Source organism: Micromonospora sp. NBC_00330 (genome assembly GCF_036136635.1).
Lineage (GTDB): Bacteria > Actinomycetota > Actinomycetes > Mycobacteriales > Micromonosporaceae > Micromonospora > Micromonospora salmantinae.
This window is the reverse complement of record NZ_CP108012.1, coordinates 1,874,292-1,899,577: the sequence shown is the minus strand read 5'-3', so window position 1 is coordinate 1,899,577 and position 25,286 is coordinate 1,874,292. Positions and strand designations below refer to the sequence as shown.

Here is a 25,286-nt window from a genome sequence, read left to right as displayed (position 1 = left end):
CGGTGGCCGTGGCGCGGTCGTGGTGGCGGTCGGTGATGTCGGGGTGTCCCGCCGGCCTGGACACCCCGACATCAGCAGTCTCGATTCGATCAATCCCGGTCAAGCAGGGGCCGGGATCACCTCATGTTCGTTACCACGAACGGCGCGTGGCCGTGCAGGTAGTTGGTCCACCCACCGGTCACCGGCGCCCCCGGGCTGAGCAGGTTCGTGGTGTCGGTGCCGACGTCGAGCTTCCAGGCCGTCCAGGAGATGCCGTTCGCCTTCATCCAGTCGATCCAGGACTGTGCCTCCGGCAGGCAGGCCCGGCCGTCGAGGCCGCCATCGGCGTTACTGGCGCCCCACTCGGTGACGAACAGCGCCAGACCCGCGCGGATCGCGGCGTCGCCCTTGGCGCGCAGCGACGCCCCGTGCGTGCAGGAGTAGAAGTGCAGGGTGTACATCAGGTTGGTGCCGGTGACCGGGCTGGCCGCAGCGACGTCCACGTCCTGTGACCAGGTCGGGGTGCCGAGCACGACGATGTTGTCCGGGTCGGCGGCGCGGATCGCGGACACCACCGCCTGGTGGTACGGCTTGATGACGGTGGTCCAGCTGACCTGGAGCGGCTCGTTGTAGGGCTCCCAGATGACGTTGGGCAGGTGGCCGTACCGACGGGCCAGGTCACCGAAGAACGCCACCGCCTGGGACTGGTTGTTCTGCGCCTCGTGCGCGTGCCAGTCGACGATCACGTAGACCCCGGCGGTGACCGCGTTGTTGATGATGGTCTCCACCTGCGCGCGCGCCTTGGCCGGGTCACTGAGGTACGCCCCCGCCGGCTCCACGCCCATGGCCGCGCGGATCACCTGGAGGTTCCAGTTGTCGCGCATCCAGGTCAACGCGGAGAGGTTCTCGGCGTACGGGGCGGTCTCCCAGTTGAGCCACATGCTGCTGATGCCCCGTAGCTGCACCCGCGCGCCGGACCTGTCGCACATCGTGGTGCCGCAGACCCGTAGTTGCCCGTGCCGCTCGACCGGCGTGCCGGTGGTCGGCGGCGGCGTGGTCGGCGGCGGGGTCGTGGGCGGCGGGGTGGTCGGGGGCGGGCCGCCGGCGCAGGACGCGCCGTTCACTGTGCAGTTGACCGGGGTGCCGGTGCCGTTGACGAGGAAGCCGAACGAGGTGGAGGCGCCGGCGGCGAGGGTGCCGTTCCAGGACACGTTGGCGAAGGTGTAGTGGCTGCCCGAGGTCGTCTGCTGCGCGTTCCACGACTGGCTGACGGTCGAGGAGGACGGCAGGTCGAACTCGACCCGCCAGCTGGTGATCGGTGCGGAGGTGTCGTTGGTGACGGTGACCTGCCCCTGGTAGCCGTTGCCCCAGTTGTTCGTCACGGAGAACACGGCGGTCGCCGCGCTGGCCGGTGTGGCGGCGACCACTGCCATCCCACCGGCGAGCAGGCCGGCGACGGCCAGGGTCGTGACAAGTCTCAGTGTGCGCATGCGGAACCCGCTTCGGATCGACGGTGGTGGTCTGAGGCGGGGCGGCGCCTGCGCGCACAATATCGATCAATGCCGATGGGGGCAAGGTGGGGGCGCTGGTCACCGCGGCGCTCAGGCCGCTGGGCGTACCCGGTAGGCCAGGTGGGTGACGCCGTCGCCCTCGACGACGCTGAACGGGCCGTCCAGCTGAAGTGGCGCGATCTTCAGGTCGGCGAAGAGCGGGATGCCGGCGCCGAGCAGAACCGGGACGAGCTCGACGTGCACCTCGTCGAGCAGGCCGGCCTCCACGACCTGGGTGGCGATGGTGCCGCCGTTGACGCCGACCTCCTTGTCGCCGGCGATCGCCTTCGCCCGGGAGATGGCGCTCTCGATGCCGTCGGTGACGAAGACGAAGGAGTCGTTCTCGGGTGCCCAACCCTCCGGCACGCTGTGCGTGACAACCACGACGGGCACGTCCAACGGATGCCGGCCACCCCACCCGCCGGTGATGTCGAAGAGCCGCCGGCCGACGACGAGCGCGCCGGTCCGCTCGGTGAGGGCCCGCAAATGCCGCGCGCTCGTGGCGGAGGTCCGAAAGGTCAGCTCGGGGTCGGCCGTCGGCGTCTCGACGTCACCGTTCTCGTACCACTGGAAGAGGTACTCGAAGCCGCCGTGGGACGCGTCCGCGATGTAGCCGTCCAACGACATCGTCGCCCAGGTCGTCACCTTCGTCATCGATCCACTCCTCGGTCCGTGCCGTGTCGGCTCGTCGGTGAGACCGGCTGCCTCCGGCCCTCAACCCATAGTCGAAGCCGCGCGACAGTCCTCGACACGTCGGCCGAGCTTTCTCCCCAGTGTCAGCCTTGGCCGTCACTGGCGCAGCGCGTTGAGCACGAGGTCGGCGTACCGGCGCCACACCGCCGGGTCGCGCTCGTCGAGCACGATGAGCTGCCGGACCGTTCCGCAGAGGATGACACGGATGTCCAGCTCGCCGGCGTCCGGACGGATCTTGCCGGACGCCCGGGCCGCCGCCACCAGCTGCCCGATCAGGCCCAGGATGCGCGCGGCGGGCACCAGCCTGCCCTCGAAGAACGCGTCGGCGAGGACCCGGTCGCGGGCGAGGCGTCCGAACAGGTCGGGCACGAAGGAACACCACTCCCGGTACGCGTCGACGCCGTCGAGCGCCGCGCGGATGCGCTGCTCCAGCTCCTGGAACTGCCGCTGAACGACCGCGACGATCAGGTCTTCCTTGCTGGGGTAGCTGCGGTACACCGTCGCACGGCCCACCCCGGCCCGCTCCGCCACCTGCGGCACGGTCACCTGGAGACCCTGCTCGCTGAAGAGCTCCCGGGCGGCGGCGATGACCCGCTCCTGGTTACGACGGGCGTCCAGACGCCGATGGGAAGCATCCGGGTTGCTCGGCGTCGGTGGGGTCATGGAGTCAGTCTGCCCGCTCGGTCTCGTCGGTCAGCAGCGGCTCGTCGCCGTACACGGTGGTGAGTTCGACGTCGAGCATGGTGGCCACCCGGCCGAACGACCAGTAGTAGCCGATCACCTGGAGCACCTCGACGATCTCGCGCTCGCTGAGGATGTGCCGCACCTGGTCGAAGAGGTCGTCGGGGACGCGCGGTGACCGCACCACCTCGGCGGCGAACCGGATGAGCGTGCGGTCATGACCGGAGAGGTGCGGGTTGTCGACGTCCCGGCTGCTGATGATCTCGCGGGTGCGCTCGTCGACGCCGGCCGCCTCGGACATCGGAGCGTGCTGGGCCGCCACGAACTCGCACCCGGCGTACTCGGCCACTGTGAGGATGACCAGTTCCCGCGAGCGGGCGGGCAGCTCCAACGAGGTGAACTGCGCCCTCGCGAGCTGGATGAAGAGGTTCACCGTGCCGACCGAGTGGGTCAGCATCTTGACCATCGGGTCGGGCGGCAGCGCGGACAGGACGTCGCGGACGTCGGCCGGAATCGCGTTCGGGTCGGGGTCGGCAAGGCGGGGCATGGCTCTCTTTCCTGCGTTGGTCGTCGAGACGGTTCAGGCGGGCAGGTCGAAACCCGTCTCGCTGAGGTGGCGGAAGCGGCCGTCCTCGGCGTACGTCCCGAAGATGGCGATCTCCCGCCGGGCTGTCGACCCATCGGCCAGGGTGATCTCGTAGACGTGTCGTTCGGCGTAGCGGAGACCGTCGCGCAGCTCGTCGAGGACCCGCACGGTGCCGCTGACGACCTGGGCGCGTACCCGGGTCACCATCGCGACGAATTCGGCCCGGTCGAGGGTCTCGCCGTCGCTGCGGTGGGTGTAGTCGGGTGCGTAGAACTCGTCGAGCGCCTCGGTCAGGTCGCGCGTCGGCTCGAAGACCACGGCGCGCAGGGCGTCGCTGATCCGTACCGGGGTCACGGGGCTCCTCGTGGGTCACCGTCGGGCATATCCGGACTCGTAGGTCCGCTTAGCGCCCACCGTACCGGACTCACGAGTCCACTTCTGGTGAGAGTCGTCACGTACCCGGGGAGCAGCTGTGCCCGCCACGGCGGGTGCGGGCCGGCCGGTCCGGTCGTAGCGTGGGGCGCATGCGAACCACCACGCTGGGCAGCACCGGACCCGAGGTCGGCGTCATCGGCCTCGGCTGCATGGGCATGAGCCACGGCTACGACATCACCGGCCCTCGCGACGACGACACGTCGATCTCCGTCATACGACAGGCACTGGACCTGGGCGCGACGCTGATCGACACGTCGGACGTGTACGGGCCGTACACCAACGAGGAGCTGGTCGGGCGGGCGCTGGCCGGCGGGCACCGGGAGCGGGCCGTGCTGGCCACGAAGGTCGGCCTGGTGGCCACCTCCCCCACCGGTGGCCCCGGCAACTCACCGAAGATCGGCAACAACGGCCGCCCGGAGCACATCCGCGCGGCGATCGACGAGAGCCTGCGGCGGCTCGGCACCGACCACGTCGACCTCTACCAGCTGCACCGGGTCGACCCGGAGGTGCCCATCGAGGAGTCCTGGGGCGCGATGGCCGAGGTCGTCGCGGCGGGCAAGGCCCGGCAGCTCGGCCTGTCCGAGGTGACTGTCGCGCAGATCGCGCGGGCCCAGGCGGTGCACCCGGTGGCGTCGGTGCAGTCCGAGTTGTCACTGTGGACGCGCGACCCGTTGACCGAGGTGTTGCCGTACTGCGCCGAGCAGGGCATCGCCTTCCTGCCGTTCTCCCCGCTCGGTCGCGGCTTCCTCGCCGGCCGGTTCACCTCGTTCGACGACCTGCCCGCCGACGACTTCCGGCGTGGCCTGCCGCGCTTCCAGCAGGACGCGCTGCGCGCCAACCTCGCCATCGTCGCCCGGGTCCGGGAGATCGCCGACCGGGCCGGCTTCAGCCCCGCGCAGGTCGCCCTCGCGTGGGTGGTGGCCCAGGGCGACCAGGTCATCCCGATCCCCGGTACCAAGACCCCGAAGTACCTGGTGGACAACTGCTCGGCCGCTGACGTGCGGCTCAGCGCCGAGGACCTGGCCGACCTGGACGCGCTGCCCGCACCCGAGGGTGGCCGCTACTGAGGCTCCGGCGGCCCGGCACCGCGTGGCCGGGCCGCCGTCGGCGGGCCGAACCTGACCCCGACACCTGGCGAGTAGAGCACGCTCACCGGTGGGCCGACCGGTGCCGGCAGCCCGGCGGCGACGACCAGCTCGTCATCCAGGTGCAGCACCTCGGCCCGGTGCAGCGGCCAGCTCGGATGCCAGTTCGGCAGGTGCAGCGTGCGCCCGTACGCCCGGGTGTGCAGCCCCCAGCGGGCGGTGACGAAGTGTTCGAGCGGGGTCGGCTCGACGATCCGCTCCCCCACCCGCACCACCATCCGGCTCGTCGTACCCGCAGGCCCCGGCCAGCGTCGACGGCAGCGGTAGGTACGGCGGTCGCCGTCGCGATCCAACCGCATCGACGACCAGAGGTACGGCAGGCGCAGCGTCGCCCGCGCCACCAGCACCGGCAGCAGGCGCGACGCGTCGAGCGACCGGAACACGACAGCTCGTCGGCCGGCCTCGTCGACGGAGTAGAGCCGGACGTTGGTCTCCCAGAAGGTGCCGAAGTACGGCACCCCCGGGCCCCGGCCGAAGCCCAGCCCGACCATCCGGAAACCGATCAGGCCCACGTAGCTGACCCCCCGCAGCGTGTCCGGACGAGTGCCGGCGGGCAGCAACGGCGCGACCACCTCCGGAGCGACGGCCCAGTGCAGGAAGGTGAGGTCCTCCCAGCGCTGGCGCAGGAGCGCCCAGGGGAACGCCTGCCGGGGCGCGTGGTCGACCGGTTCGGGGTGCACGCTCCCATCGTGGCCCAAGCGGTGGGCCGGCGTGGCCTCAGGCGTGCGGACCGACACTGACGGTGCCGATGGTCAGCGACGCCTTGCCCTCCAGAATGTCGCCGACCCGTTCGGCCTCCTCCCCCAACGCCCGCTGCTGGGCGGCACCGAGCGTCCGCAACGGCTCGACGGTGACCCGGATCGAGCGGCCGGAGCGGCGTTGATGCCACACGCCGGCGACCACCCCGTCGACCAGCAGCACCGGATAGTTGCCGGCCTGGCCACCGGCGAGCGCCCGCTCGGCGGCGGCATCGGGGAAGAGCCGTTCGCGGGGATGGCAGCCGACCGCGTACGCGTCGAAGTACGGCAGCAGCCGCAACCCGGACGGCCGGTCGTCGGGGAATTCGGTGTCGTCGGCGGTCACCCAGGCCCGGGTGCCCTCCACCGTCACCTCGGTCAGGTCCAGCGAGTCGAACAGCAACGTCGCCCACCCCGGGGGCACTCCCAGCCACCGGGCGAACTGCGCCGGGGTGGCCGGCCCGTACGCGTGCAAATAGCTGCGGACGAGGGCGGCCAGGGCGGCGGGGCCGGCCATCGGCGCGAAGTCGGGCAGCCACCGGGTCGGGCTGGTGTACGTGCTGGCCCGACCGCGATTCGGGCCGAAGCAGACCACTCCGCCACGGGTGGCGGCGGTCATCGCGGCGACCCACCGCGGCCATTTGTCCTGGAACGCCTCCATGACCAGGTCACCCGCCCACGGGCCGGTACGGGCGACGACCTCCTCGGTCAGCTCGGCGGTGGTCAGGTCGGCCTCGGCGACCGCGTCGGCGATGGCCGCGATGACCTGCTCGGTCTGCCGGGGCGTCAGCAGGACCACACTGCGCTCCCAGGACGGCGCCGGCAACGCGGTCAGCGCGCCGACCCACATCGGCAGGTCGGCCGCGGCGAGCAGGTGCACGGTCCCGCGTGGCCCACGGGTCTTGACCAGGGTGCGGTCGGTCCACAGTGCCCGGCGCACCAGAGCGCGGGTCGCGCCCGGCACCCGCAGCCCGATGGACAGCTCGGCGGCCGACGCGATCTGGGCGTGCGCGCCACTGATCGCCGACACCACGTCGGCGACGCGTGCGGCGTCCGGTGCGGCGTCCGGTGCGGCGACCGCCGCCGGCGCGCACAGCCGGTGCCGCTGTAGTCGTCGGGCGGACACCTGCGCCCAGCTCAGCTCGGTCAACGCAGGGCCTCGAAGAACGCGCGGATGTCCGCCGCGTGCGCCAGCGGCTCGTCCATCGCCACGAAGTGGCTGCCCGGGTTGCCCTGCGGCCAGTGGACGATGGTGTTGTCTCGCTCGGCGAGGCGGCGCATCAGCGCGGAGCCGCCGCCGTACACACCGGACGGCACTCGCCGCTGGCCCGTGGGCCAGGCGAAACCGCCGTCGTCGGCGACGGTGAGTCGCTCGTACATGGGCCACGACGACGTTCCCGACGTGCCGGTGAACCAGTAGAGGCTCACATTGGTGAGCAGGTGGTCCCGGTCGATGGCCTGCTCCGGTGTCGATACCGTCATGGTGAACTCCTTGAACTTCTGCATCATCCAGGCCAGCAACCCGACCGGCGAGTCGTTCCAGGCGTACGAGAAGGTTTGCGGCGCCGCCCGCAGCAGCGCGTGATGGTCGACGCCACCGCTCATCCACTGCTGCATCTGCTCCCACTCGGCGCGTTCCGCCACGCTCATGTCCGGCACGTCGGCGGCCGTCGGGAAGCCGAACCCACCATCGATGTGCACGCCGACGACGTGCTCCGGCGCCACAGCGGCCACCCGTGGCGCGATGTACGCGCCGAGGTCGCCGCCCTGGGTGCCGTAACGGTGGTAGCCGAGGCGGGCCATCAGCTCGACCCACATCCGGGCGAGCCGGTCGATAGTGAACCCGGCCGGCGGCGCCTGCGAGAAACCGTAACCGGGCACCGACGGCACCACCACGTGAAACGCCTGCGCGGGATCCCCGCCATGAGCGCGTGGGTCGGACAGCGGGCCGATCAGCTCGGTGAACTCGACGACGGAGTTCGGCCAGCCGTGTGTCAGCAACAACGGCAACGCGTCCGCCTCCGGCGAGCGGACGTGCAGCAGGTGCACATCCAGGCCGTCGATCTCGGTGACGAGCTGGGGGAAGTCGTTCAGACGCGCCTCGTGGGCCCGCCAGTCGTAACCATTCGCCCAGTACTCGGTCAGCTCGCGCAGGTACTGCAGCGGCACCCCACGGCTCCAGCCGGTGCCGGGCAACGAGCGGGGCCACCGGGTTCGGGAGAGCCGGTCACGCAGGTCGTCGAGGTCCACCTGCGGGATGTCGATGCGAAATGGCGTCATGCCGGAAAAGCTACGGCCCATATAGGACAGGTTCTGGCACACATCGCTGGCATTCTGGGATCATGTCCGACACCCCCGCCCGACTGCTGGGCCTGCTGTCTCTGTTGCAGACGCCCCGCGAGTGGCCCGGCAGCGAACTTGCCACCCGGCTCGGCGTCAGCCTGCGCACCATCCGGCGTGACGTGGAGCGACTGCGCGACCTCGGCTACCCGGTGCAGGCGACGATGGGCGCGATCGGCGGATACCGCCTGGTCGCCGGCAAGGCGATGCCGCCGCTGCTGCTCGACGACGACGAGGCGGTGGCGATCGCTGTCGGTCTGCGCACGGCCGCCGGTCACGCGGTGGCCGGCATCGAGGAGGCCTCGGTACGGGCGCTGGCGAAGCTCGAACAGGTGCTGCCGTCCCGGCTACGGCGCCGCGTCAGCGCGCTGGGTGCGGCCACCGAACCGCTGCTCACCTGGGTCCAACCGACTGTCGACCCGGAGCACCTGAGCGCGCTGGCCGCCGCCGTCAACAACCGTGAGCAACTGCGGTTCACCTACCGCCGTCGCGACGGCGTGGACACCGAACGGCTCGTCGAGCCGTACAAGCTGGTGTCGGCGGGCCGGCGCTGGTATCTGGTGGGCTACGACAACGACCGCGACGACTGGCGGATCTTCCGGGTCGACCGGATCACCGACCTGCGGCCCACGCGGACCCGGGTCGCCGCCCGGCAACTGCCGGCGTCCGACGCCGCCTCGTTCATGACGGAGAAGCTGCTCGAGCTGACGCCCGTCTACCGGGCGGTGGTGACGCTGCACGCGCCGATCGAGCGAATGGCGGGCCCGCTCGGTGGCGCCGGCGTCGATCTGGAGCCGATCGACGCGACCTCGTGCCGGTTACGCAGCAACGCCGACACTCTGGAGTGGCTGGCGTGGCGCCTGCTGACTCTCGGTTGCGAGATGGAGGTGCACGAGCCTCCGGAGTTGATCGCGCACCTGCGGCAGATCGGCACCCGGGCGACCCGCGCCGCCAGCCCGTCCGCAGCGTAGGACGGCCGACCGGCCCGGGGCATCGGCACGCCGGTCCGCCGTACGCTTGATGCAGCACAAGCGTTCAGAACAGGTGTTTCGGGGAGGAACTGGGCGTGACGCAGAGCGACGGGGAGTTGGTCGTGCTCGCGCAGGCGGGAGACGCGGCTGCGCTGGGGGCGCTGCTGGCCCGGCACGAGGCCGGGATGCGGGCCGTCGCGCTGAGCGTCCTCGGTTACGGGCCGGACGCCGAGGACGCGGTGCAGGACACGATGGTCGTCGCCCTGCGTCGCATCGGCGAGGTCCGCGACCCGAACGCCGTCGGCCCCTGGCTGCGGGCCATCGTCCGCAACAACAGCCGGATGGCGTTGCGCGGGCCCAGAGCCGTCCCGGTCGCCGAACCCGAGTGGTTCGCCCGCCCCGCCGACACACCCACCCCGGAGGAGGCGCTGGACCGGGGCGCGATGCGCGACTGGGTGTGGCACTCCATCGGGCAACTGTCCGAAACTGACCGGCTCGTCACCCTGCTGCGGTACTTCAGCGACGCGTCCTCGTACGAGCAGATCGCGGCCGTGTGTGGCGTGCCGGTCGGCACCGTCCGCAGCCGCCTCAGCCACGCCCGCCGGGCGCTCGCCGGCGGGCTGCGGACGGCGGCGGACGCGGCGCACACGGACGTCGCCGCCTCGAACGACTCGCGGTGGCGGGAGGGCCGCGACATGATCACCACGGCGATGGGCGGCGACTTCGAGCGGGTGGTCCGCGAGAGCTGGTGGCCGGACGCCGAGATGATCGTGCCGGGCGGCCCGCGTGGTGGCCGTGACCTGGCGATCAGCGGCATGAACCGCGACCTGACCGCCGGGGTACGTCAGCGGCTGCGCAACGTGGTGGCCAGCGGCGACGTGCTGATCTGGGAAACCGACCTGATCAGCCCACCCGACGACCCGGAACACTGCCCACCGGCGGCGCTGTGGTTGCAGGTGCTGCGCGAGGGCCGGGTGCGCCAACTCACCCTCTTCCACCCCGTCCCCGCGCTGGTCTGAAAGAACTTCTCCGACCGAGCGAACTTTCCTGTCGACCCGCGCATCTGGTCTGCGTCATGCACCAGTCGCCGTGTCGGCGGACGCCGCGCGGGTCTCGGATCGGGAGATAGTTCATGGGTTTCACCAGCCACGACGTCAGCGCCCTCACACCCGGTGCCCACACGTTCACAGTGGATGGCGTTCGGCAGGTCTACCACGTCGCCGGCACCGGTCCGGTCTGCGTGGCGCACTCCGGGGGGCCGGGCATCGAGTGGGCGTACCTGCGGACGCCCAGCCTTGAGACGCACTTCACGATGGTCTACGTCGAGCCGGTGGGCACTGGCGCGTCGGGGCAGCTCGACAACCCCGAGGACTACCGTCTCGACACGTATGTCCGGTTCCTGCACGCCGTCGTCGAGCACCTCGGCGAACCCCGGGTGTACCTCCTCGGGCACTCGCACGGCGGTTTCGTCGTCCAGCGGTACGCGCTCGCCCACCCGGACCGGATCTCCGGCCTCGCCCTGTACGACACCTCGCCCGTCACCGGCGCCGAGTTCTGGGGCGAGGCCATGGCCGGCCTCGCCGCCTACCCGCAGCGGCACCCGGACCGGCCGGAGGCGGCGGCGGTCCCGGCTGCCTTCGCGCAGATCGGCGGCGCGACGGACGACGAGTCGTTGGGGGCCGCTCTGCGCGCCGCCCTGCCGGTGTACTTCGCGGACTTCTGGGGCCGACAGGACGAGTTCGCGCCGTTTCAGGCGGCCGTCCGGATCTGGGCGACGCCGGCCGGCGCGCAGGACCCCACGCCCTTCGACGTGCGGGAGAACCTCGCTGAGATCACCGTGCCCGTCGTGGTGATCGTCGGGGCGTACGACTTCATCTGTGGCCCTCGCTGGGCCGAGCAGTTGCACGCGGGGCTTCCGGACTCGCGGCTGGTGACGCTGGAACGAAGCGGACACTTCGCGCACATCGAGCAGCCGGTGGAGTTCACCGACGCCGTGGCGGAGCTGCTGAAGCGTTGACCCACAGCGGCGCCGCCCGCCCCGAGGTCCGTTCGTCACAGCGGGCAGGCCTCGGGGTGCGGGCGCGTTGCACGGTCATAGGCTGAGCGCTTTGCTGCACCGTGACGAAGAGGAGACCGCCGTGAGCCAGACCGAACGGATGGATTCCGTCGACGAGTGGAACGTGGCCGAGGACGACGGGGTCCTGGACGCCTCCGACACCCTCGACGACGACCGGGTCGGCGACCCCCTCGACACCGGCATCGTCGCCGAGGACCACTGGACGGCGGCAAACCGGTTCGGCACCACGCCGGCCGAGGAACGGGCGGGCGAGTCCCTGGCGCAACACCTCGCCCAGGAGGTGCCGGATGTCGACCCGTACGCCGAGGGTGGCGACGACGAGGACGAGCTGACCCGCCGGGGGTACGAGGCGGAGGCGCGCGCCGGCCGTCTCGTCGCCTACGACGACGGCGTCCGCGAGGACGACGAGGCCGAGTCGGTGGCGTGGGACGCCGGCATCGACGCGGGTGCCGCCAGCGCGGAGGAAGCGGCGATCCACCTGGTCGAGGACCCGGACGGGCCTGGCGACGGTCCGTTGCGCTGACGCCGTACCCGCCGCGCTCGGCACCTCACCGGGTGCCGAGCGCGGCGGGGTCGGTCAGTGGATGACGACGGGCGTCCTGACCTGCTCGCCCTGCGGGTCGTCGAGCTGCGCCGGCTGACGTCGGCGCGGCAGGAACGCCGCCGGGATGATCGTGAGCACGACCAGCGCGAACGCGACCCAGAACGTGCTCGCGAACGACTTGGCGGCGAAGTCCAGCCCACGCTCGATGATCGACGGGTCGACCGGCATCTGCTGAAGCAGCTCCGGCCGCTGCTGGGCGGCGATGGCCAGCCCGGCCTCGGTGACCGGCTTGCCGCTCTCGTCCACCAGGCCGGGGATCGGCCGGGAGCCGTTCAGCTCGTTGGTGAGGATCACCGACATCACGGCGGCGCCGACCGAGCCGCCGATCTGCTGAAGGATGTTGACCAGCGTCGAGCCGCGAGCCACGTCGTTTGCCGACAACGTCCGCAGCGCCGACGTCATGATCGGCATCATCGTGCCGCCCATGCCCAGGCCCATCACGAACAGCGACCCGCCGAGCAGCCAGTACGACGTCTGCGGGTCGACCTGGGTGAAACCGAAGAACCCGACGACGATGAGACCCAGCGCGAACGGGACGGTACGCCCGATCGGCACCCGGTCAGCCAGCGTGCCGGCGATCGGCATGGTGATCATCGCCCCGATGCCCTGCGGGGCCATCAGCAGGCCGGCGGCCAGCGTCGACTCACCGCGCACCTGCAGGAAGTAGCTCGGGAACAGCAGGCCGGCGCCCATGAACGCGATGATGAACACGAACATCGTCACCGAGGCGATGGTCAGGCTGCGGTTGCGGAACAGCCGCAGGTCGAGCAGCGGGTGCCGGGGCTTGAACGAGTAGAGCACGAACGCCACGACCAGCGCGCCGCCGACAAGCATCGGGGCCCAGACCTTGGCCTCGGCGAAGGTGCCCGCCTCCGGCAGGGACGACACGCCGTAGAGGAACAGGGCGAGGCCCGGCGAGAGCATGAGCATGCCGACGAAGTCGAACGACTCGGACGGCTCGGGCGCGTCCTTCGGAAGCGCGACCTGCGCGTAGATCAGGGCGATCAGGCCGATCGGCAGGTTGATCAGGAAGATCCAGTGCCAGCTCGCGGTGTCGATCAGCCAACCACCGAGGATCGGGCCGCCGATCGGCCCCAGCAGCATCGGGATGCCGAGGACGGCCATCAACCGGCCGATCCGGTGCGGCCCGGCCGCCCGGGTCATGATGGTCATGCCCAGCGGCATGAGCATGCCGCCACCGAGGCCCTGCAGGACCCGGTAGCCGATCAGCTCGCCGATCGTGTCGGCCATGGCGCAGAGCCCCGACCCGATCGTGAACAGGGTCAGCGCCACCATGTAGAGCCGTTTGGTGCCGAACCGGTCCGCCGCCCACCCGCTGAGCGGGATCACTGTGGCGAGGGCGAGGGTGTAGGCGGTCATGGTCCAGGCCACGCGGGCGTAGGACGCGTCGAACTCGCTCTGGAATTTGGGCAGCGCCACGCTGACCACAGTCACGTCGAGGATCGACATGATCGCGCCAAGGACGACGACGCCCGCCACCTTGAGCACCGCGCCGTCGAGTTTGTCCGATGTCGCGAGGGATTGCTGTGTCACTAACTCTCCTGAAGTCGATTGAGCCGGCCGACGGTGGGCGGTGGCGGCGATGCCGCGCCAACCGGGCGCGGGGCGCGACGTGCCAGGACGACGACGCGCGCAGGAAGACTAACCGCCCTCTGTGACGATTCGCCGCCGGTTTTCGTGACCGCCGGGCCGCGTATCCGATCGGCCGTGTGACTGTGGCCGGACGTCGGGGTGGCAATCAGCCGGCAGACCCGCGAGCTAGGTGTCCTGCCCAGTGGGGCCCGGGGGTCGGCGGTGCGGCGGTGCGGCGGCCAAGCGATCACCGTCGTGAGCGTTGGCGCGTCCACCCACGGCACAACGGCGAGGTCGACTCGAGAATCGCGCTGGCCCCCGGCACGAACAAGGGAATCGGGTACGAGATCGCGGCGGCGCTGCATGCCGGGCCCTGGTCGCGCGCCTCCCTCCGCGTCGGCGGCCGCGCGGGAGTGGGACGTGCCGGGCCCTGGTCGCGCGCCTCCCTCCGCGTCGGCGGCCGCGCGGGAGTGGGACGTGCCGGGCCCTGGTCGCGCGCCTCCCTCCGCGTCGGCGGCCGCGCGGGAGTGGGACGTGCCGGGCCCTGGTCGCGCGCCTCCCTCCGCGTCGGCGGCCGCGCGGGAGTGGGACGTGCCGGGCCCTGGTCGCGCGCCTCCCTCCGCGTCGGCGGCCGCGCGGGAGTGGGACGTGCCGGGCCCTGGTCGCGCGCCTCCCTCCGCGTCGGTGCCATGCGGGAGTGGGGCGTGCTGGGCTGGTCACTCGATCGGCCTGCTGACCGGGGTGATCGTTGGGTGCTGGTGATGCTCACGTTCGTCGGTGGTAGTGGTTGCGGCGGGGAACCTGTTCGGGGTCGAGCCAGGCCGGTGGCACGAACTCGGGGTGGCCGTCGCCTGCCAATCGCACGGCCCAGTCGCTGTGGTGCAGGTGCCGGTGGTGGTGGCCGCAGAGCAGGACGGCGTTGGTGAGGCTGGTGTCGCCGTCGTCGGCCCAGTGCTTGATGTGGTGGGCGTCGCACCAGCGCGGTGGCCGGTCGCAGCCCGGGAAGGCGCAGCCCCCGTCCCGTAGCACCAGAGCTCGGCGGAGCGAGCCGGTGATGAGGCGACGTTGTCGACCGAGGTCGAGTGGTTGGCCGGCTCCGCTGAGGACCGCGGGGAGGATGGCGGCGTCGCAGGCGAGGCGGCGCACGGCCTCGGCGGTGAGGTGTAGGCCGGTGTCGAGGGTGCCGCCGCCCAGTTGCCGGGTCAGCCCGTCGTAGCTGGTGGTGACGACGATCTGGGCGGAATCGCCGCCGTGCTCGGGCAAGTCGCCGGTGCGCAGGGCGAGGCGGCACACGTCACCGAGAGCGTCGTGCCGGCGCTGGCCGGGAGAGCGTTGATCGTCAGGGCCCGAGGGTGCGCTGAGTGGGTCGATGGCGGCACGGAGCAGCCCGGCGGTCTCGGTGTCGAGGCTGCCGGTGAGTCGCAGGCGGCCGTCGGTGAGGGTGGAGAGGGTGAGGTGGCGGTCGCGGGTGGCGCGGCGAGCTTCGGCGTCCAGTGCGGCTTTGGCGGCAGCGTCGGCGATGTCGGGTGCGACGTGGTCGAGGATGCGGGTGCTGAGTTTGCGTAAGAGGGTGGGATCGAATTGCCCGGCCCACTCGACGAGCACTCCGAGGGCCTTGTCGGCGGCCTCGGGACCGGCGGCGGTCTGCACGCTGTCGACCGTGTCGGCGATGACCCTGGCCTGGTCGACGGTGATGTGACCGTCGCCCAGTGCGTGGCGTACCCCGGGGTTGCCGGTGTCCAGGACGCCGGCGAGGTCGACGAGGCGGCGGGCGGCCGAGATGGTGAGGCGTAATCGTTCGCGGAGCCAGACCGCGGTCGAGGAGGCGCCGTGCGTGGTGGCGGCGCCTCGGCCGTCGAGCTCACGGATCAGGGCCAGCTTCACCGCCGCGAGCCGCTGCTCGATGCGGTGCGCGGTGTCGAGCGCGGTGATCAGCTCGTCCTCGCGCAGTGCCCAGGTGGCCGTGTCGGCGCAGGCCGCGATGCCGTCCTCTGCCTGCGTCAACTCTTCGACCATGACCCGAGACTAGAACAGGTGTACGACACTTTCAGTCATCATGATCGATTCGCGGCAGGCCGGCCCAGGCGGCAGGCCGGCCCAGGCGGCAGGCCGGCCCAGGCGGCAGGCCGGCCCAGGCGGCAGGCCGGCCCAGGCGGCAGGCCGGCCCAGGCGGCAGGCCGGCCCAGGCGGCAGGCCGGCGATTTGGCTGCCGTGACCGACGGAGAACTAGTTGCTGCGCTTGCTGGCGTCGAAGGCGGCCTGCTCCACCCGCTGGCGGTAGTCCAGCCACCATGACTCGTCCACGGGGGGCAGGTTGTCGTTCCTGGGCAGCAGCCCGGCCGCGCCGTCGATGAGTTCGCGCACGATGTCGGCGTGGCCGGCGTGCCGTTGGGTTTCCGCGACGACGTGAACCAGGACGTGGTGCAACGTGACCGCCGCGTCGCCCCACCACGGCACGTGGCCCACCTCATGCAGGGCAAGGGCATCGATTGTGGTGTCGGCGTGGGCGATCGCGCGACGATACAGTGCGACGATCTCCTCGCGGGTCTCATCCGCGCTCGCCCACATGTCGGCATTGGCCTCCGCCCCGTCGCCGACATTGGGCAACTCCTGCTCGAACGGTCGGCCGAACACGACGCCGAAGTAGAGGATCTCCATGGCCGCCGAGTGCTTCACCAGACCGAGCAAGTTGGTCGCGGTCGGGGTCAACGGACGTCGAATGTCATATTCGCCGAGCCCGTCGAGCTTCCACAGAAGCGACTCGCGGCCGCCCTTCAGGTAACTGTGCAGGTCCGCCTTCATCGCGGCACTATGGCATCCGATCGGGTGTCGGCGTTGCCCCGAACGATCTGCTGGCCCCGACCAACCCGAAGCTCGGCTAGGCCGTGACCACCGGCACGGCGGCGGTGAGCGCCCAGTCGTGCCCGATGTCGGCGGCCGCGCGCAGCAACCTCGGGAGGTGCTCCTCGCGCAGTGTCTCCAGCGAGGTCTCGGCGGCGTGCACTGTCACGTTGATGGCGGCGACGACCCGCCCGTCGCCGTCGCGTACGCCGGTGGCGACGGACCGGATTCCCGGCGCCAGGTCCTGGTCGGCGAGCGCCCAGCCCTTCGCCCGGACCTCGCGCAGCACTGGGTCGAGGTCGCCCGGCGCGGGCTGCCAGCGCGGCGTGATGCCGGAGCGGCTGGGCTCGGCGAGGACGGTCGCCAGCGTGTCGGGTGGGAGGGCCGCGAGCAGCACCTTGCCCATCGACGTCGCGGGTGCCGGGAAGCGGGTGCCGATGGTGACGCCAAGCGTGACGATCTTGGGGACGGCCACCCGGGCGACGTAGACGATGTCGCTGCCGTCGAGCTGGGCCATCGAGGTCGACTCGTTGGTCTGCGCCACGAGCTTCTCCATGTGCGGCCGGGCGACGTCCCACATGTTCAGCGCGTTGACGTACGCCATCCCCAGCTCCAGGACGCGCGGGGTGAGGGTGTGGCCGCGGCCGGCCGCGCGGACGTAGCCCAGCGATTCGAGCGTGATGAGGATGCGCCGGACGGTGGGGCGGGCCAGGCCGGTGGCGGCGGCGAGCTCGCTGAGCGTCATCGAGGGGCAGGCGGGACGGAAGGAGCGCAGGACGTCGAGGCCACGGGCGAGAGCCTCGATGAAGTCGGGCCCGGCGCCCCTTCCGTTGTCACTCATGTCCTTAATGCTTCCATTGCGCCGACCCGGCGTCCCACTCGGTGTACTGGTACGGGTTCTCCAGGATCGCGGTCTCGGGGACGTCCGGGTTCATTCCCCGCTGCCACGCCTCCTCCCCCATCGTCTCGCGCAGGTGGTCGATGGTCGCGGCCACCCTGGCCCGCGCGGCGGCGAGGTCGACGCCGACGAGACGGCCGTCCCGCTTCACGACCCGGCCACCCACCAACACTGTGTGCACGTCGGCACGCTGGGCCTGGAAGACGACGTGACCGTGCGGGTTCAGGATCGGGAACATCGCCGGCGAGGCGTCGTTCTTGATCAGGACGACGTCGGCCTGGCGGCCGGGGGCGAGCGCGCCGATCGTGGCGTCCATGCCGAGCGCACGGGCGCCGCCTCGGGTGGCCCACTCGACGACCTGCTCGGCGCGCAGGTGGCAGTGGGTGATGGTCTCCTGCTTGGCGTGCGCCTCCAGGTGCTCCCGGGAGCGGTCCGCGCCGAGCGTGCTGCGCATCGCAGAGAAGAGGTCGCCGCTCCACCACACGCTGGTGTCCATCGACAATGACACCGGGATGTCGTGGTGGCGCAACTGCCAGGTGGGTGGGTAACCCTGGCCGGCGCTCTGCTCACTCTCGGTCGAGACGGAGACCGAGCCGCCGGTCGCGGCGATCCGGTTGTACGAGTCCTGGGTGAGCGTCGCCGCGTGCACGTACACGGTCGACGGGTTCATGAACCCGTTCTCGTGCATGAGCCGGATGCCGTCGTCGTTGGTGGCGCCCCACACGCCCGCGTGGGTGGTCACCGCGACGCCCAACTCCCGGGCCACCTCGAACGCGGCCCTTTCCGGGAAGGCGGGGTCACCGGTGACGTCGAACGCCAACTGGAAGCCGGCCAGCTTGCCACCGTCGATACGGCGGCGGTGGAAGTCGCGGAACTCCGGCGAGGTGGCCCACTCCCACGGCCCCTGCTGGATGTTGCCGTAGGCGAGCACGAACCGCCCGTCGACCGCCTCCAGGGCGTCCACGGCGGCGTCGGCGTGCTCGGGTGTCTGCAACCCGTGCGACCAGTCGACAGTGGTGGTGACGCCGGCGTCGATCGCCTCGATGGCACCGAGCAGGTTGCCGGCGTAGACGTCCTCGGGCCGGAACAGCTTGCCCGACTCGAGGTAGTACCAGACGAAGTACTGGGTGAGGGTCCAGTCGGCGCCGTACCCGCGCATCGCGGTCTGCCACAGGTGCCGGTGGGTGTCGACCATGCCGGGCATGACGATGCCGTCGGTGGCGTCGATCTCCAGGGCGTCGTCGGGTGCGGTGAGACCGACGCCGACCTGCGCGATCCGGCCGCCGACGACCAGCACGTCGGCGCCGGGCAGCACCGTGCGCGCGCCGTCCATGGTGAGAACCAGGCCGTTACGGAAGACCACCGGCCGGTCGGTTGCGCTCATTCGCCACCCTCCTTTCGGAGTACGAGGGAAATCCGGACCGTTGTCCGCTCTGCGGCCAGCCCGAGTGGCGCAAGTGTGGTCCCGGTCACGATGCGTGTCAAGAGAGCGATCCCGTTTGATAAACGCACCGTTGACACGCCCCGTGAGGTATCGCAAGCTGTCTCGGCGGACAGGTGTCCGTAGAACGGGCGGAAACATGGTGCAGCATTCGACAGGCCCACTGGCCGGCCTGCTCGTCGCGGACTTCTCCCGGATCCTCGCCGGGCCGTACGCGACGATGCTCCTGGCCGACCTGGGCGCCCAGGTGATCAAAGTGGAGGGCCCCGGTGGCGACGACACCCGCACCTGGATGCCGCCCACCCGCGACGGGGTCTCGACGTACTACCTCGGCATCAACCGCAACAAGCGGTCGGTCGTACTCGACCTGAAGAAACCCGACGACCTGGCCGCCGCGCAGGAGTTGGCCCGCCGCGCCGACGTGCTGATCGAGAACTTCCGGCCCGGCGGCCTCGCCCGGTTCGGCCTCGACTACGACACCGTCACCGCGACCAACGACACGATCGTGTACGCGAGCATCAGCGGCTTCGGCACCGGCGCCGGTAAGGACTTCCCCGGCTACGACCTCATGGTGCAGGCCATCTCGGGCCTGATGAGCCTCACCGGCGACCCGGACGGCTCGCCGTACCGGGCCGGCATCTCGGTCTTCGACGTGATGGCCGGGTTGCACGCCAGCATCGGCATCCTCGCCGCGCTGCACCACCGTGGCGAGACCGGACGAGGCCAGCACGTCGAGGTCAGCCTGCTCAGCTCCGCCCTGTCCGGGTTGGTCAACCACTCCAGCGGCTACGTGGCCGGCGGCACCGTCCCGTTCCGGATGGGCAACGCCCACCCCAGCCTCTTTCCGTACGAGCCACTGCCCACCGCCGACGGCGAGCTGATCGTCATCGCCGGCAACGACGGGCAGTTCCGCAAGCTCTGCCAGGTGCTCGACCTGCCCGGCCTGCCGGACGACAGGCGCTTCGGCCGCAACCAGGACCGCACTGCCAACCGCGAACAGTTGCGGCCCCTGCTTGTCGAACGCCTCGCCAGGCGGACCACTGACGAGTGGTTCCGGGACCTGCTCGCCGCCGGCGTCCCGTGCGCGCCGATCAACACCATCGACGGTGGTGTGGCGCTCGCCGAGGAGCTGGGGCTCGACCCGGTCGTCACCGTCGGCGACGTGCCCGGTGTCCGCAACCCCATCACCTTCTCCGACACCCCGGCCCGGTACGAGCTGCCGCCGCCAGGGCTCGACGAACACGGCGAGGAGATCCGCGCGTGGCTGAAGAACTGAGCTTCCCCACCGGGATCGGCACTTCCGACCCGACCACCATCTCGCTGCTCGGGCAGGACCTGGCCGCCGACCTGATGGGCACTGTGGGCTTCGGCGAGCTGGCGTACTGGCTGGTCGCCGGCCGCCGTCCCACCAAGGGTGAGGTACGGGTCTTCGAGGCGGTGCTGGTGGCCCTCGCCGACCACGGTTTCACCCCGACGGCGATCGCCGCCCGGCTGACGTACCTGTCCGCGCCCGAGTCGTTGCAGGGCGCGCTCGCCGCCGGCCTGCTCGGCGGCGGCTCCCGCTTCCTCGGTGTCACCGAGGACTGTGGACGCTTCCTCGCCGACACGCTCGCCCAGGCCGGCGAGGTGACCGACTACGACGCGGTGGCGCTCGACGCGGTCACCCGGGCCAAGCGGGAGCGTCGACTGGTCCCCGGGCTCGGGCACCCAGTGCACAAGGAGCAGGACCCGCGCACACCCGTGCTGATCAGGATCGCCACCGAGGAGGGTCTGCACGGCCCGCACCTGCGGCTGTTCGAGGCGATCGGACGCGTACACCCGCAGGTGCTCGGCCGCACCCTGCCGCTCAACGGCGCCGGAGTCTGCGGGGCGGCCCTCGCCGACCTCGGGCTCCCGGTCGAGATGTTGCGCGGTTTCGCCCTGCTGGCCCGCGCGGCGGGGCTGCTCGGGCACCTCGCCGAGGAGCGCCGACGACCGCTCGGGATGGACATCTACCGCACCGTCGACCGCAACGCCGTGTACGAACCCTGATTTCCTCCTCCACCCCCGAAAGGAGCGGGAATGGCCTCCATCGTCGCGGTCATCGCCTCCACCCACCACCCCTTCTACTTCCGGGCCAGCACCGCCACGGGCGAGGATCGGCCACCGTTCGCCGACGAGTGGACCCGCAAGATCCTGGCGTTCCGGGAGACGTTGACGCGGGCCCGGCCCGACGTGCTGGTGATGGTCGGCTCCGACCACTTCCACCAGCTCTGGCTGGACAACATGCCGCAGTTCCTGGTCGGCAAGGCGCCCCACTACGACGCCAACTGGTACAACGAGGAGCGCGAGTTCGGGCTGCCCCGGATGCTGCTCAAGGGCCAGGAGGACCTGTCCGGGCACATCCTGCGGGCCGGGCTCGACGCCGGCTTCGACCTCGCGTTCAGCAACGAGCTGCGCATCGACCACAGCATCACCTGCCCGATCATCACGCTGCGCCCCGAGGCCGACCTGCCGATCGTGCCGATCTACACAAACATCTTCGCGCCGCCGCTGCCACAGCCGAAGCGCTTCGTCCAGCTCGGCCAGAGCATCCGCGACATCGTCGAGTCGTGGCCGTCGCACCTGCGGGTGGCAGTCATCGGCACCGGCCACCTCTCGTTGGAGCTGGGCGGCCCTCGGCAGTTCGGCCCGCACGGCCCGGACCCGGAGTTCGACCAGCGGGCCGTCGAGTGGATCGCCAACGGCGACCTGGACGAGTGCCTGCGCGAGGTCACCCTGGACAGCCTGCACTCACCGGGCAACGCCACCCACGGCTTCATGGACTTCATGCTGATGATGGGCGTGGCCGGTGCCGGCGTGAAGGCCGACTACGTGGACACCCTCGATCTGTTCCACACCATGGAGGCGTACTTCACCTGGTACCCGAACGGAGCGCCGACGGCATGAGCAAGTATCTGCTGAACAAGTTCCTCTTCATGGTCGATCGGGACCCGGAGCTGGTCGAGCGCTACCGCAGCGAGCCGCGCGAGTTGGTCGCCTGGTGGGAGGCCGAGTGCGCCAACACGGTGCTGAACTGCCACACCGGCGAGGCGAGCACCTGGCTGCGCTTCGACGACGTGGAACGCGAGGCGTTGGCCGCCCACGACCACGTGAAGCTCTTCGAGCTGGGCGCGCACCCGTTCCTCACCCTGACCCTCTTCATCGCCCTCTTCGAGCGGGACAACACCGAGCCGCTGGAATACCAGAAGTCCTACGGCGCGCGGCTGGCCCACTTCTCGATGCCCTACCCGGACATCGCGACGTGATCCGCGCGGCAGTGCTCACCACCTGCGGCGCCGCACCGACGATCGCCGAGCGGCCGGCGCCCGTACCGGCCGACGGCGCGGTGGCGGTCACCGTCGAGGCCGTGCCGATCACTCCGCTGGACGTGCTCTGCGCCAGCGGCACCAGCTACTTCGGTCCGCCGAGCACCCCGTACGTGCCGGGTGTGCAGGGGGTCGGTCGGCTCGCCGACGGCACAGCGGTCTGGTTCGGCACGTCGGCCGGGATGCGCTCCGGTGTCGACGGCAGCATGGCGACCACCGTCACAGTGCCGACCGTCGACGTGGTGGCGCTGCCGGCCGGCGTACCACTGACCCTGCTCGCGGCCCTCGGCCTCTCCGCTGTCGCCGCGCACGCGGCGCTGACCCACGCCGGCGGCCTGGCGGCCGGCGACCAGGTCATCGTGCTCGGCGCCGGGGGTGTGGTCGGGCAGGCCGCCGTCCAGCTCGCCCTGCTCGGTGGCGCCCGCCGGGTCGTCGCCGTGGCCCGCTCGGCCGCGGCGCGAGCCCGCGCCGAGGAGCTCGGTGCCGCCGTCGCGGTCCCGCTGCTCCCCGACGACGATGTCGCCTCGATGACCGACCGGCTGCGCCACGCCGCCGACGGGCCGGTCGACCTCGTCCTCGACCCGGTATTCGGTGTCCCGGCAGCGGCGTCGCTGCGCGTGCTGCGCCCGGGTGGGCGGCTGGTCAACCTGGGCAGCGCGGCCGGCGCGACAGCACCCATCGAGTCCGCCGTTTTGCGCAGCGGCGAACTGCGGATGATCGGCTACACGAACAACGGGTTGTCGACCGCCGAGCGGGCCGCGGCGCTGACCGTGGTGGCCGGGCACGCGGCGGCCGGCCGGCTCACCGTCGACCACGAGACAGTGCCGTTCGACGCCATCGCCGAGGCCTGGGCCCGACAGGAAGCGGGCACCATCGCCGGCCGGATCGTCCTCGCGCTCTGAGGGGGCCGGGCCCCAGCCAGGGATCGCGGAACCCTGGATAAACCGCACCTGGTTGGGGTTCGGCAGCGGTGCGACGGTCGGTCCATGACACCTTCCACCTACACCGTCGCCGGCCACTGGATCGGTGGCGAGACCGTCACCGGCTCCGCCGGCACCCTTCCCGTCGTGAACCCGGCCACCGGCGAGGTCGTCGCCGAGACCCCGGCCGGCACCGCCGCCGACGTCGACAGCGCCGTCGCCGCCGCCCGAGCCGCCTTCCCGCCCTGGTCGGCGACCACCCCGCAGCACCGGGCGGACGTGCTGCGCCGCCTCGGCGCCGGCCTCGCCGCCCGCACGGAGGAGATCGCCCAGGCGATCACCGCCGAGATGGGCTCTCCGATCGGTATGTCCCGGACCGCCCAGGTCGCCTTCCCGGCCGCTGTGGTCGAGTCCATCGCCGGCCTGGCCGACGACTTCGCCTGGACCGAGGAGGTCGGCAACTCGCTGATCGTCCGCGAGCCGATCGGCGTGGTCGGCGCGATCACGCCGTGGAACTTCCCGCTCCAGCAGATCGTCTCCAAGCTGGCGCCGGCCCTGCTCGCCGGCAACACGATGGTCTTCAAGCCGTCCGAGAACGCGCCGCTGACCGCTCGCGTCCTCGCCGAGGTCGCCGCCGAGGCCGGCGTACCGGCGGGTGTCTTCAATGTCGTCTACGGCACCGGCGCGACAGTCGGCGAGGCGATCTCCGCCCACCCGGACATCGACATGATCTCGTTCACCGGGTCCACCCGTGCCGGGCAGCGCATCTCCTCGGTGGCCGCGGCGACCGTCAAGCGGGTCGCACTGGAGCTGGGCGGCAAGGGCGCGAACATCATCCTCGACGACGCCGACCTGCCCGCCGCGGTCGAGCGGGGTCTCATGATGGCGTTCTCCAACGGCGGTCAGGTCTGCGGCGCGTGGCCGCGGATGCTGGTGCCCGCCTCCCGTCAGGACGAGGTCGTGGCGTTGGCCGTCGAGGCCGCGAAGCAGTACACCGTCGGCGACCCGGGCGACGAGGCCACCCGGATCGGCCCGATGGCGTCCGAGACCCACCGGCAGAAGGTCGTCGGCTACATCGAGCGGGGCATCGCCGACGGCGCCCGGCTCGTGTTCGGCGGCCCGCAGCGGCCCGAGGGGCTGCCCGTCGGGGCCTACGTCCAGCCGACGATCTTCGCCGACGTCGACCCGGCCTCCGCGATCGCCCAGGAGGAGATCTTCGGCCCGGTGCTGACGATCATCGGATACGCCGACGAGGAGGAGGCCGTGGCCATCGCCAACGGCACGCTGTACGGCCTGACCAGCGGCGTCTTCGGTGAGCCGGAACACGCGCTGTCGATCGCCCGGCGGCTGCGCGTGGGCCAGGTCGACGTGAACGCCGGCCACTGGAACCCGCTCGCCCCGTTCGGCGGCTACAAGCAGTCGGGCAACGGCCGCGAGTTCGGCCGCTTCGGGCTGGAGGAGTTCCTGGAGACCAAGTCCATCCAGCGCTGAGCGCACGGGACGACCCGCCCGCCCCGTTTTCCTCGGGGTCGGGCGGAACACCGTCCCCGGGCTCGTCTGTTGCACTCGATGCGCCGGTCGACAGCCGGCACACAGTGATCGGAGACACCGTGGACCGCGCCCAACTCGCCAGCTTCCTGCGCACCCGCCGCGAGGCGCTCCAGCCCGAGGACGTCGGGTTGCCCCGGGGCCCCCGTCGGCGCACCGGAGGGCTACGGCGCGAGGAAGTCGCCACGTTGAGCGGTATGTCCACCGACTACTACAGCCGGTTGGAGCAGCAGCGCGGGCCGCACCCCTCGGAGCAGATGCTCGCCGCCCTGGCCCGGGGCCTGCGACTCTCCCTCGCCGAACGGGACCACCTGTTCCAACTCGCCGGTCACGCCGTTCCGCGCCGCGCGGTGCGGGCCGACCACGTGAATCCGGGAATGATGCGGATCCTCGACCGGATGCACGACACCCCGGCCCAGGTGGTGAACCACCTCGGCGAGACCCTGGCGCAGACCGCGCCGGCCGTCGCCCTGCTCGGTGACGAGACCCGGTACACCGGGTTCGCGCGCAGCGCGCACCACCGCTGGTTCACCGACCCGACGGCACGGCAGCTACACCCGGCGCAGGATCACCAGACCCAGAGTCGCCTGCTCGTGGCGCACCTGCACGCGGCGTACACCCGCGACGGGCGCGGCTCGCGGGCCGCCGCGCTCGTCGACGACCTGCTGGCCAGGAGCCCGGAGTTCGCGCAGCTGTGGCGGGAACACCCGGTGCCCGCCGGCTACTGCCCACCCAAGCACTTCGTGCACCCGGAGGTCGGGGCATTGGAGCTGCACTGCCAGACGCTGGTGGATCCCGACCAGTCACAGACACTGTTGGTCTTCACCGCCGTACCCGGGTCGCCGAGCGACGAGAAGCTGCGCCTGCTCGCCGTCATCGGCGGCCAACTCGTCTGACCGC

General features: G+C 71.4%; 25 protein-coding genes. 12 read left to right on the top strand and 13 right to left on the bottom strand.

All coding sequences use genetic code 11. From position 1 onward, the window contains the following. Window positions 1–116: 116 nt before the first annotated feature. The 5 genes from OG598_RS08300 to OG598_RS08280 form a co-directional block, all read right to left on the bottom strand. Complete coding sequence (locus OG598_RS08300; protein ID WP_328653855.1) at window positions 117–1,469, bottom strand: cellulase family glycosylhydrolase; 1,353 nt, start codon at window positions 1,467–1,469, stop codon at window positions 117–119. 111 nt (window positions 1,470–1,580) lie between these two features. After that, entirely contained in the window at window positions 1,581–2,183 is a 603-nt protein-coding gene (locus OG598_RS08295) for a dihydrofolate reductase family protein (protein ID WP_328653854.1), read from the bottom strand. A gap of 135 nt (window positions 2,184–2,318) precedes the next feature. Continuing rightward, window positions 2,319–2,885: a TetR/AcrR family transcriptional regulator gene (locus OG598_RS08290; protein WP_328653853.1), complete on the bottom strand. Its 567-nt coding sequence runs from the start codon at window positions 2,883–2,885 to the stop codon at window positions 2,319–2,321. Between the two features lie 4 nt (window positions 2,886–2,889). Further along, entirely contained in the window at window positions 2,890–3,450 is a 561-nt protein-coding gene (locus OG598_RS08285; protein WP_328653852.1) for a carboxymuconolactone decarboxylase family protein, read from the bottom strand. A gap of 33 nt (window positions 3,451–3,483) precedes the next feature. Next, window positions 3,484–3,843 (bottom strand): hypothetical protein, encoded by a 360-nt coding sequence (locus OG598_RS08280; RefSeq protein ID WP_328653851.1) that lies wholly within the window; start codon window positions 3,841–3,843, stop codon window positions 3,484–3,486. 170 nt (window positions 3,844–4,013) lie between these two features. Between OG598_RS08280 and OG598_RS08275 the strand changes: the two genes are divergently transcribed. After that, window positions 4,014–4,991: an aldo/keto reductase gene (locus OG598_RS08275; RefSeq protein WP_328653850.1), complete on the top strand. Its 978-nt coding sequence runs from the start codon at window positions 4,014–4,016 to the stop codon at window positions 4,989–4,991. On the opposite strand, the gene OG598_RS08270 is transcribed toward OG598_RS08275, so the two are convergent. The 3 genes from OG598_RS08270 to OG598_RS08260 are packed head-to-tail and all read right to left on the bottom strand — an operon-like array spanning window position 4,985 to window position 8,086. Then, entirely contained in the window at window positions 4,985–5,749 is a 765-nt protein-coding gene (locus tag OG598_RS08270) for a YqjF family protein (protein ID WP_328653849.1), read from the bottom strand. The two genes, OG598_RS08275 and OG598_RS08270, sit on opposite strands and share 7 nt — an antisense overlap. Before the next feature lie 37 nt (window positions 5,750–5,786). Continuing rightward, entirely contained in the window at window positions 5,787–6,956 is a 1,170-nt protein-coding gene (locus OG598_RS08265; RefSeq protein WP_328653848.1) for a winged helix DNA-binding domain-containing protein, read from the bottom strand. After that, window positions 6,953–8,086: an epoxide hydrolase family protein gene (locus tag OG598_RS08260; protein WP_328653847.1), complete on the bottom strand. Its 1,134-nt coding sequence runs from the start codon at window positions 8,084–8,086 to the stop codon at window positions 6,953–6,955. Before OG598_RS08260 ends, OG598_RS08265 begins: the two co-directional genes overlap by 4 nt. A 62-nt stretch (window positions 8,087–8,148) precedes the next feature. Here OG598_RS08260 and OG598_RS08255 point away from each other — a divergent pair, with 62 nt between their 5' ends. From OG598_RS08255 to OG598_RS08240, 4 genes are all read left to right on the top strand, one after another. Beyond that, window positions 8,149–9,117: a helix-turn-helix transcriptional regulator gene (locus OG598_RS08255; RefSeq protein ID WP_328653846.1), complete on the top strand. Its 969-nt coding sequence runs from the start codon at window positions 8,149–8,151 to the stop codon at window positions 9,115–9,117. Window positions 9,118–9,212: 95 nt separating this feature from the next. Continuing rightward, a complete protein-coding gene (locus tag OG598_RS08250) occupies window positions 9,213–10,136 on the top strand; it encodes an RNA polymerase sigma factor (RefSeq protein ID WP_328653845.1) in 924 nt (307 codons plus the stop codon). Window positions 10,137–10,249: 113 nt separating this feature from the next. Next, entirely contained in the window at window positions 10,250–11,134 is an 885-nt protein-coding gene (locus OG598_RS08245; RefSeq protein WP_328653844.1) for an alpha/beta fold hydrolase, read from the top strand. Window positions 11,135–11,255: 121 nt separating this feature from the next. Further along, window positions 11,256–11,717 carry a DUF5709 domain-containing protein gene (locus OG598_RS08240; protein WP_328653843.1) on the top strand — a complete coding sequence of 154 codons (462 nt, stop codon included), beginning with the start codon at window positions 11,256–11,258 and terminating at the stop codon, window positions 11,715–11,717. Window positions 11,718–11,771: 54 nt separating this feature from the next. On the opposite strand, the gene OG598_RS08235 is transcribed toward OG598_RS08240, so the two are convergent. From OG598_RS08235 to OG598_RS08215, 5 genes are all read right to left on the bottom strand, one after another. Further along, window positions 11,772–13,352, bottom strand: a complete 1,581-nt coding sequence (locus tag OG598_RS08235) for a DHA2 family efflux MFS transporter permease subunit (RefSeq protein WP_328653842.1) — start codon at window positions 13,350–13,352, stop codon at window positions 11,772–11,774. 804 nt (window positions 13,353–14,156) lie between these two features. Beyond that, the gene (locus tag OG598_RS08230; protein WP_328653841.1) at window positions 14,157–15,407 is read right to left on the bottom strand and encodes an HNH endonuclease signature motif containing protein; all 1,251 of its coding nucleotides are present in this window, start codon (window positions 15,405–15,407) and stop codon (window positions 14,157–14,159) included. 210 nt (window positions 15,408–15,617) lie between these two features. Next, a complete protein-coding gene (locus tag OG598_RS08225; RefSeq protein WP_328653840.1) occupies window positions 15,618–16,193 on the bottom strand; it encodes a DinB family protein in 576 nt (191 codons plus the stop codon). A gap of 76 nt (window positions 16,194–16,269) precedes the next feature. After that, the gene (locus tag OG598_RS08220; protein ID WP_328653839.1) at window positions 16,270–17,073 is read right to left on the bottom strand and encodes an IclR family transcriptional regulator domain-containing protein; all 804 of its coding nucleotides are present in this window, start codon (window positions 17,071–17,073) and stop codon (window positions 16,270–16,272) included. A gap of 4 nt (window positions 17,074–17,077) precedes the next feature. Beyond that, window positions 17,078–18,514 (bottom strand): amidohydrolase family protein, encoded by a 1,437-nt coding sequence (locus OG598_RS08215; protein ID WP_328653838.1) that lies wholly within the window; start codon window positions 18,512–18,514, stop codon window positions 17,078–17,080. A 196-nt stretch (window positions 18,515–18,710) separates the two neighbouring features. Here OG598_RS08215 and OG598_RS08210 point away from each other — a divergent pair, with 196 nt between their 5' ends. The 7 genes from OG598_RS08210 to OG598_RS08180 all read left to right on the top strand — a co-directional run bounded on the left by OG598_RS08210 (window position 18,711) and on the right by OG598_RS08180 (window position 25,282). Beyond that, window positions 18,711–19,847, top strand: a complete 1,137-nt coding sequence (locus OG598_RS08210) for a CaiB/BaiF CoA transferase family protein (RefSeq protein WP_328653837.1) — start codon at window positions 18,711–18,713, stop codon at window positions 19,845–19,847. Next, complete coding sequence (locus OG598_RS08205) at window positions 19,832–20,602, top strand: citryl-CoA lyase (protein ID WP_328653836.1); 771 nt, start codon at window positions 19,832–19,834, stop codon at window positions 20,600–20,602. The genes OG598_RS08210 and OG598_RS08205 overlap by 16 nt, the downstream gene beginning before the upstream one ends. Before the next feature lie 30 nt (window positions 20,603–20,632). Continuing rightward, the gene (locus OG598_RS08200) at window positions 20,633–21,499 is read left to right on the top strand and encodes an extradiol ring-cleavage dioxygenase (protein ID WP_328653835.1); all 867 of its coding nucleotides are present in this window, start codon (window positions 20,633–20,635) and stop codon (window positions 21,497–21,499) included. Next, the gene (locus OG598_RS08195) at window positions 21,496–21,858 is read left to right on the top strand and encodes a hypothetical protein (protein WP_328653834.1); all 363 of its coding nucleotides are present in this window, start codon (window positions 21,496–21,498) and stop codon (window positions 21,856–21,858) included. The genes OG598_RS08200 and OG598_RS08195 overlap by 4 nt, the downstream gene beginning before the upstream one ends. Continuing rightward, complete coding sequence (locus OG598_RS08190; protein ID WP_328653833.1) at window positions 21,855–22,820, top strand: quinone oxidoreductase family protein; 966 nt, start codon at window positions 21,855–21,857, stop codon at window positions 22,818–22,820. Before OG598_RS08195 ends, OG598_RS08190 begins: the two co-directional genes overlap by 4 nt. Window positions 22,821–22,904: 84 nt before the next feature. Continuing rightward, complete coding sequence (locus tag OG598_RS08185; protein ID WP_328653832.1) at window positions 22,905–24,329, top strand: aldehyde dehydrogenase family protein; 1,425 nt, start codon at window positions 22,905–22,907, stop codon at window positions 24,327–24,329. Window positions 24,330–24,448: 119 nt separating this feature from the next. Continuing rightward, entirely contained in the window at window positions 24,449–25,282 is an 834-nt protein-coding gene (locus OG598_RS08180) for a helix-turn-helix transcriptional regulator (RefSeq protein ID WP_328655291.1), read from the top strand. The last annotated feature ends 4 nt before the right edge of the window (window positions 25,283–25,286 follow it).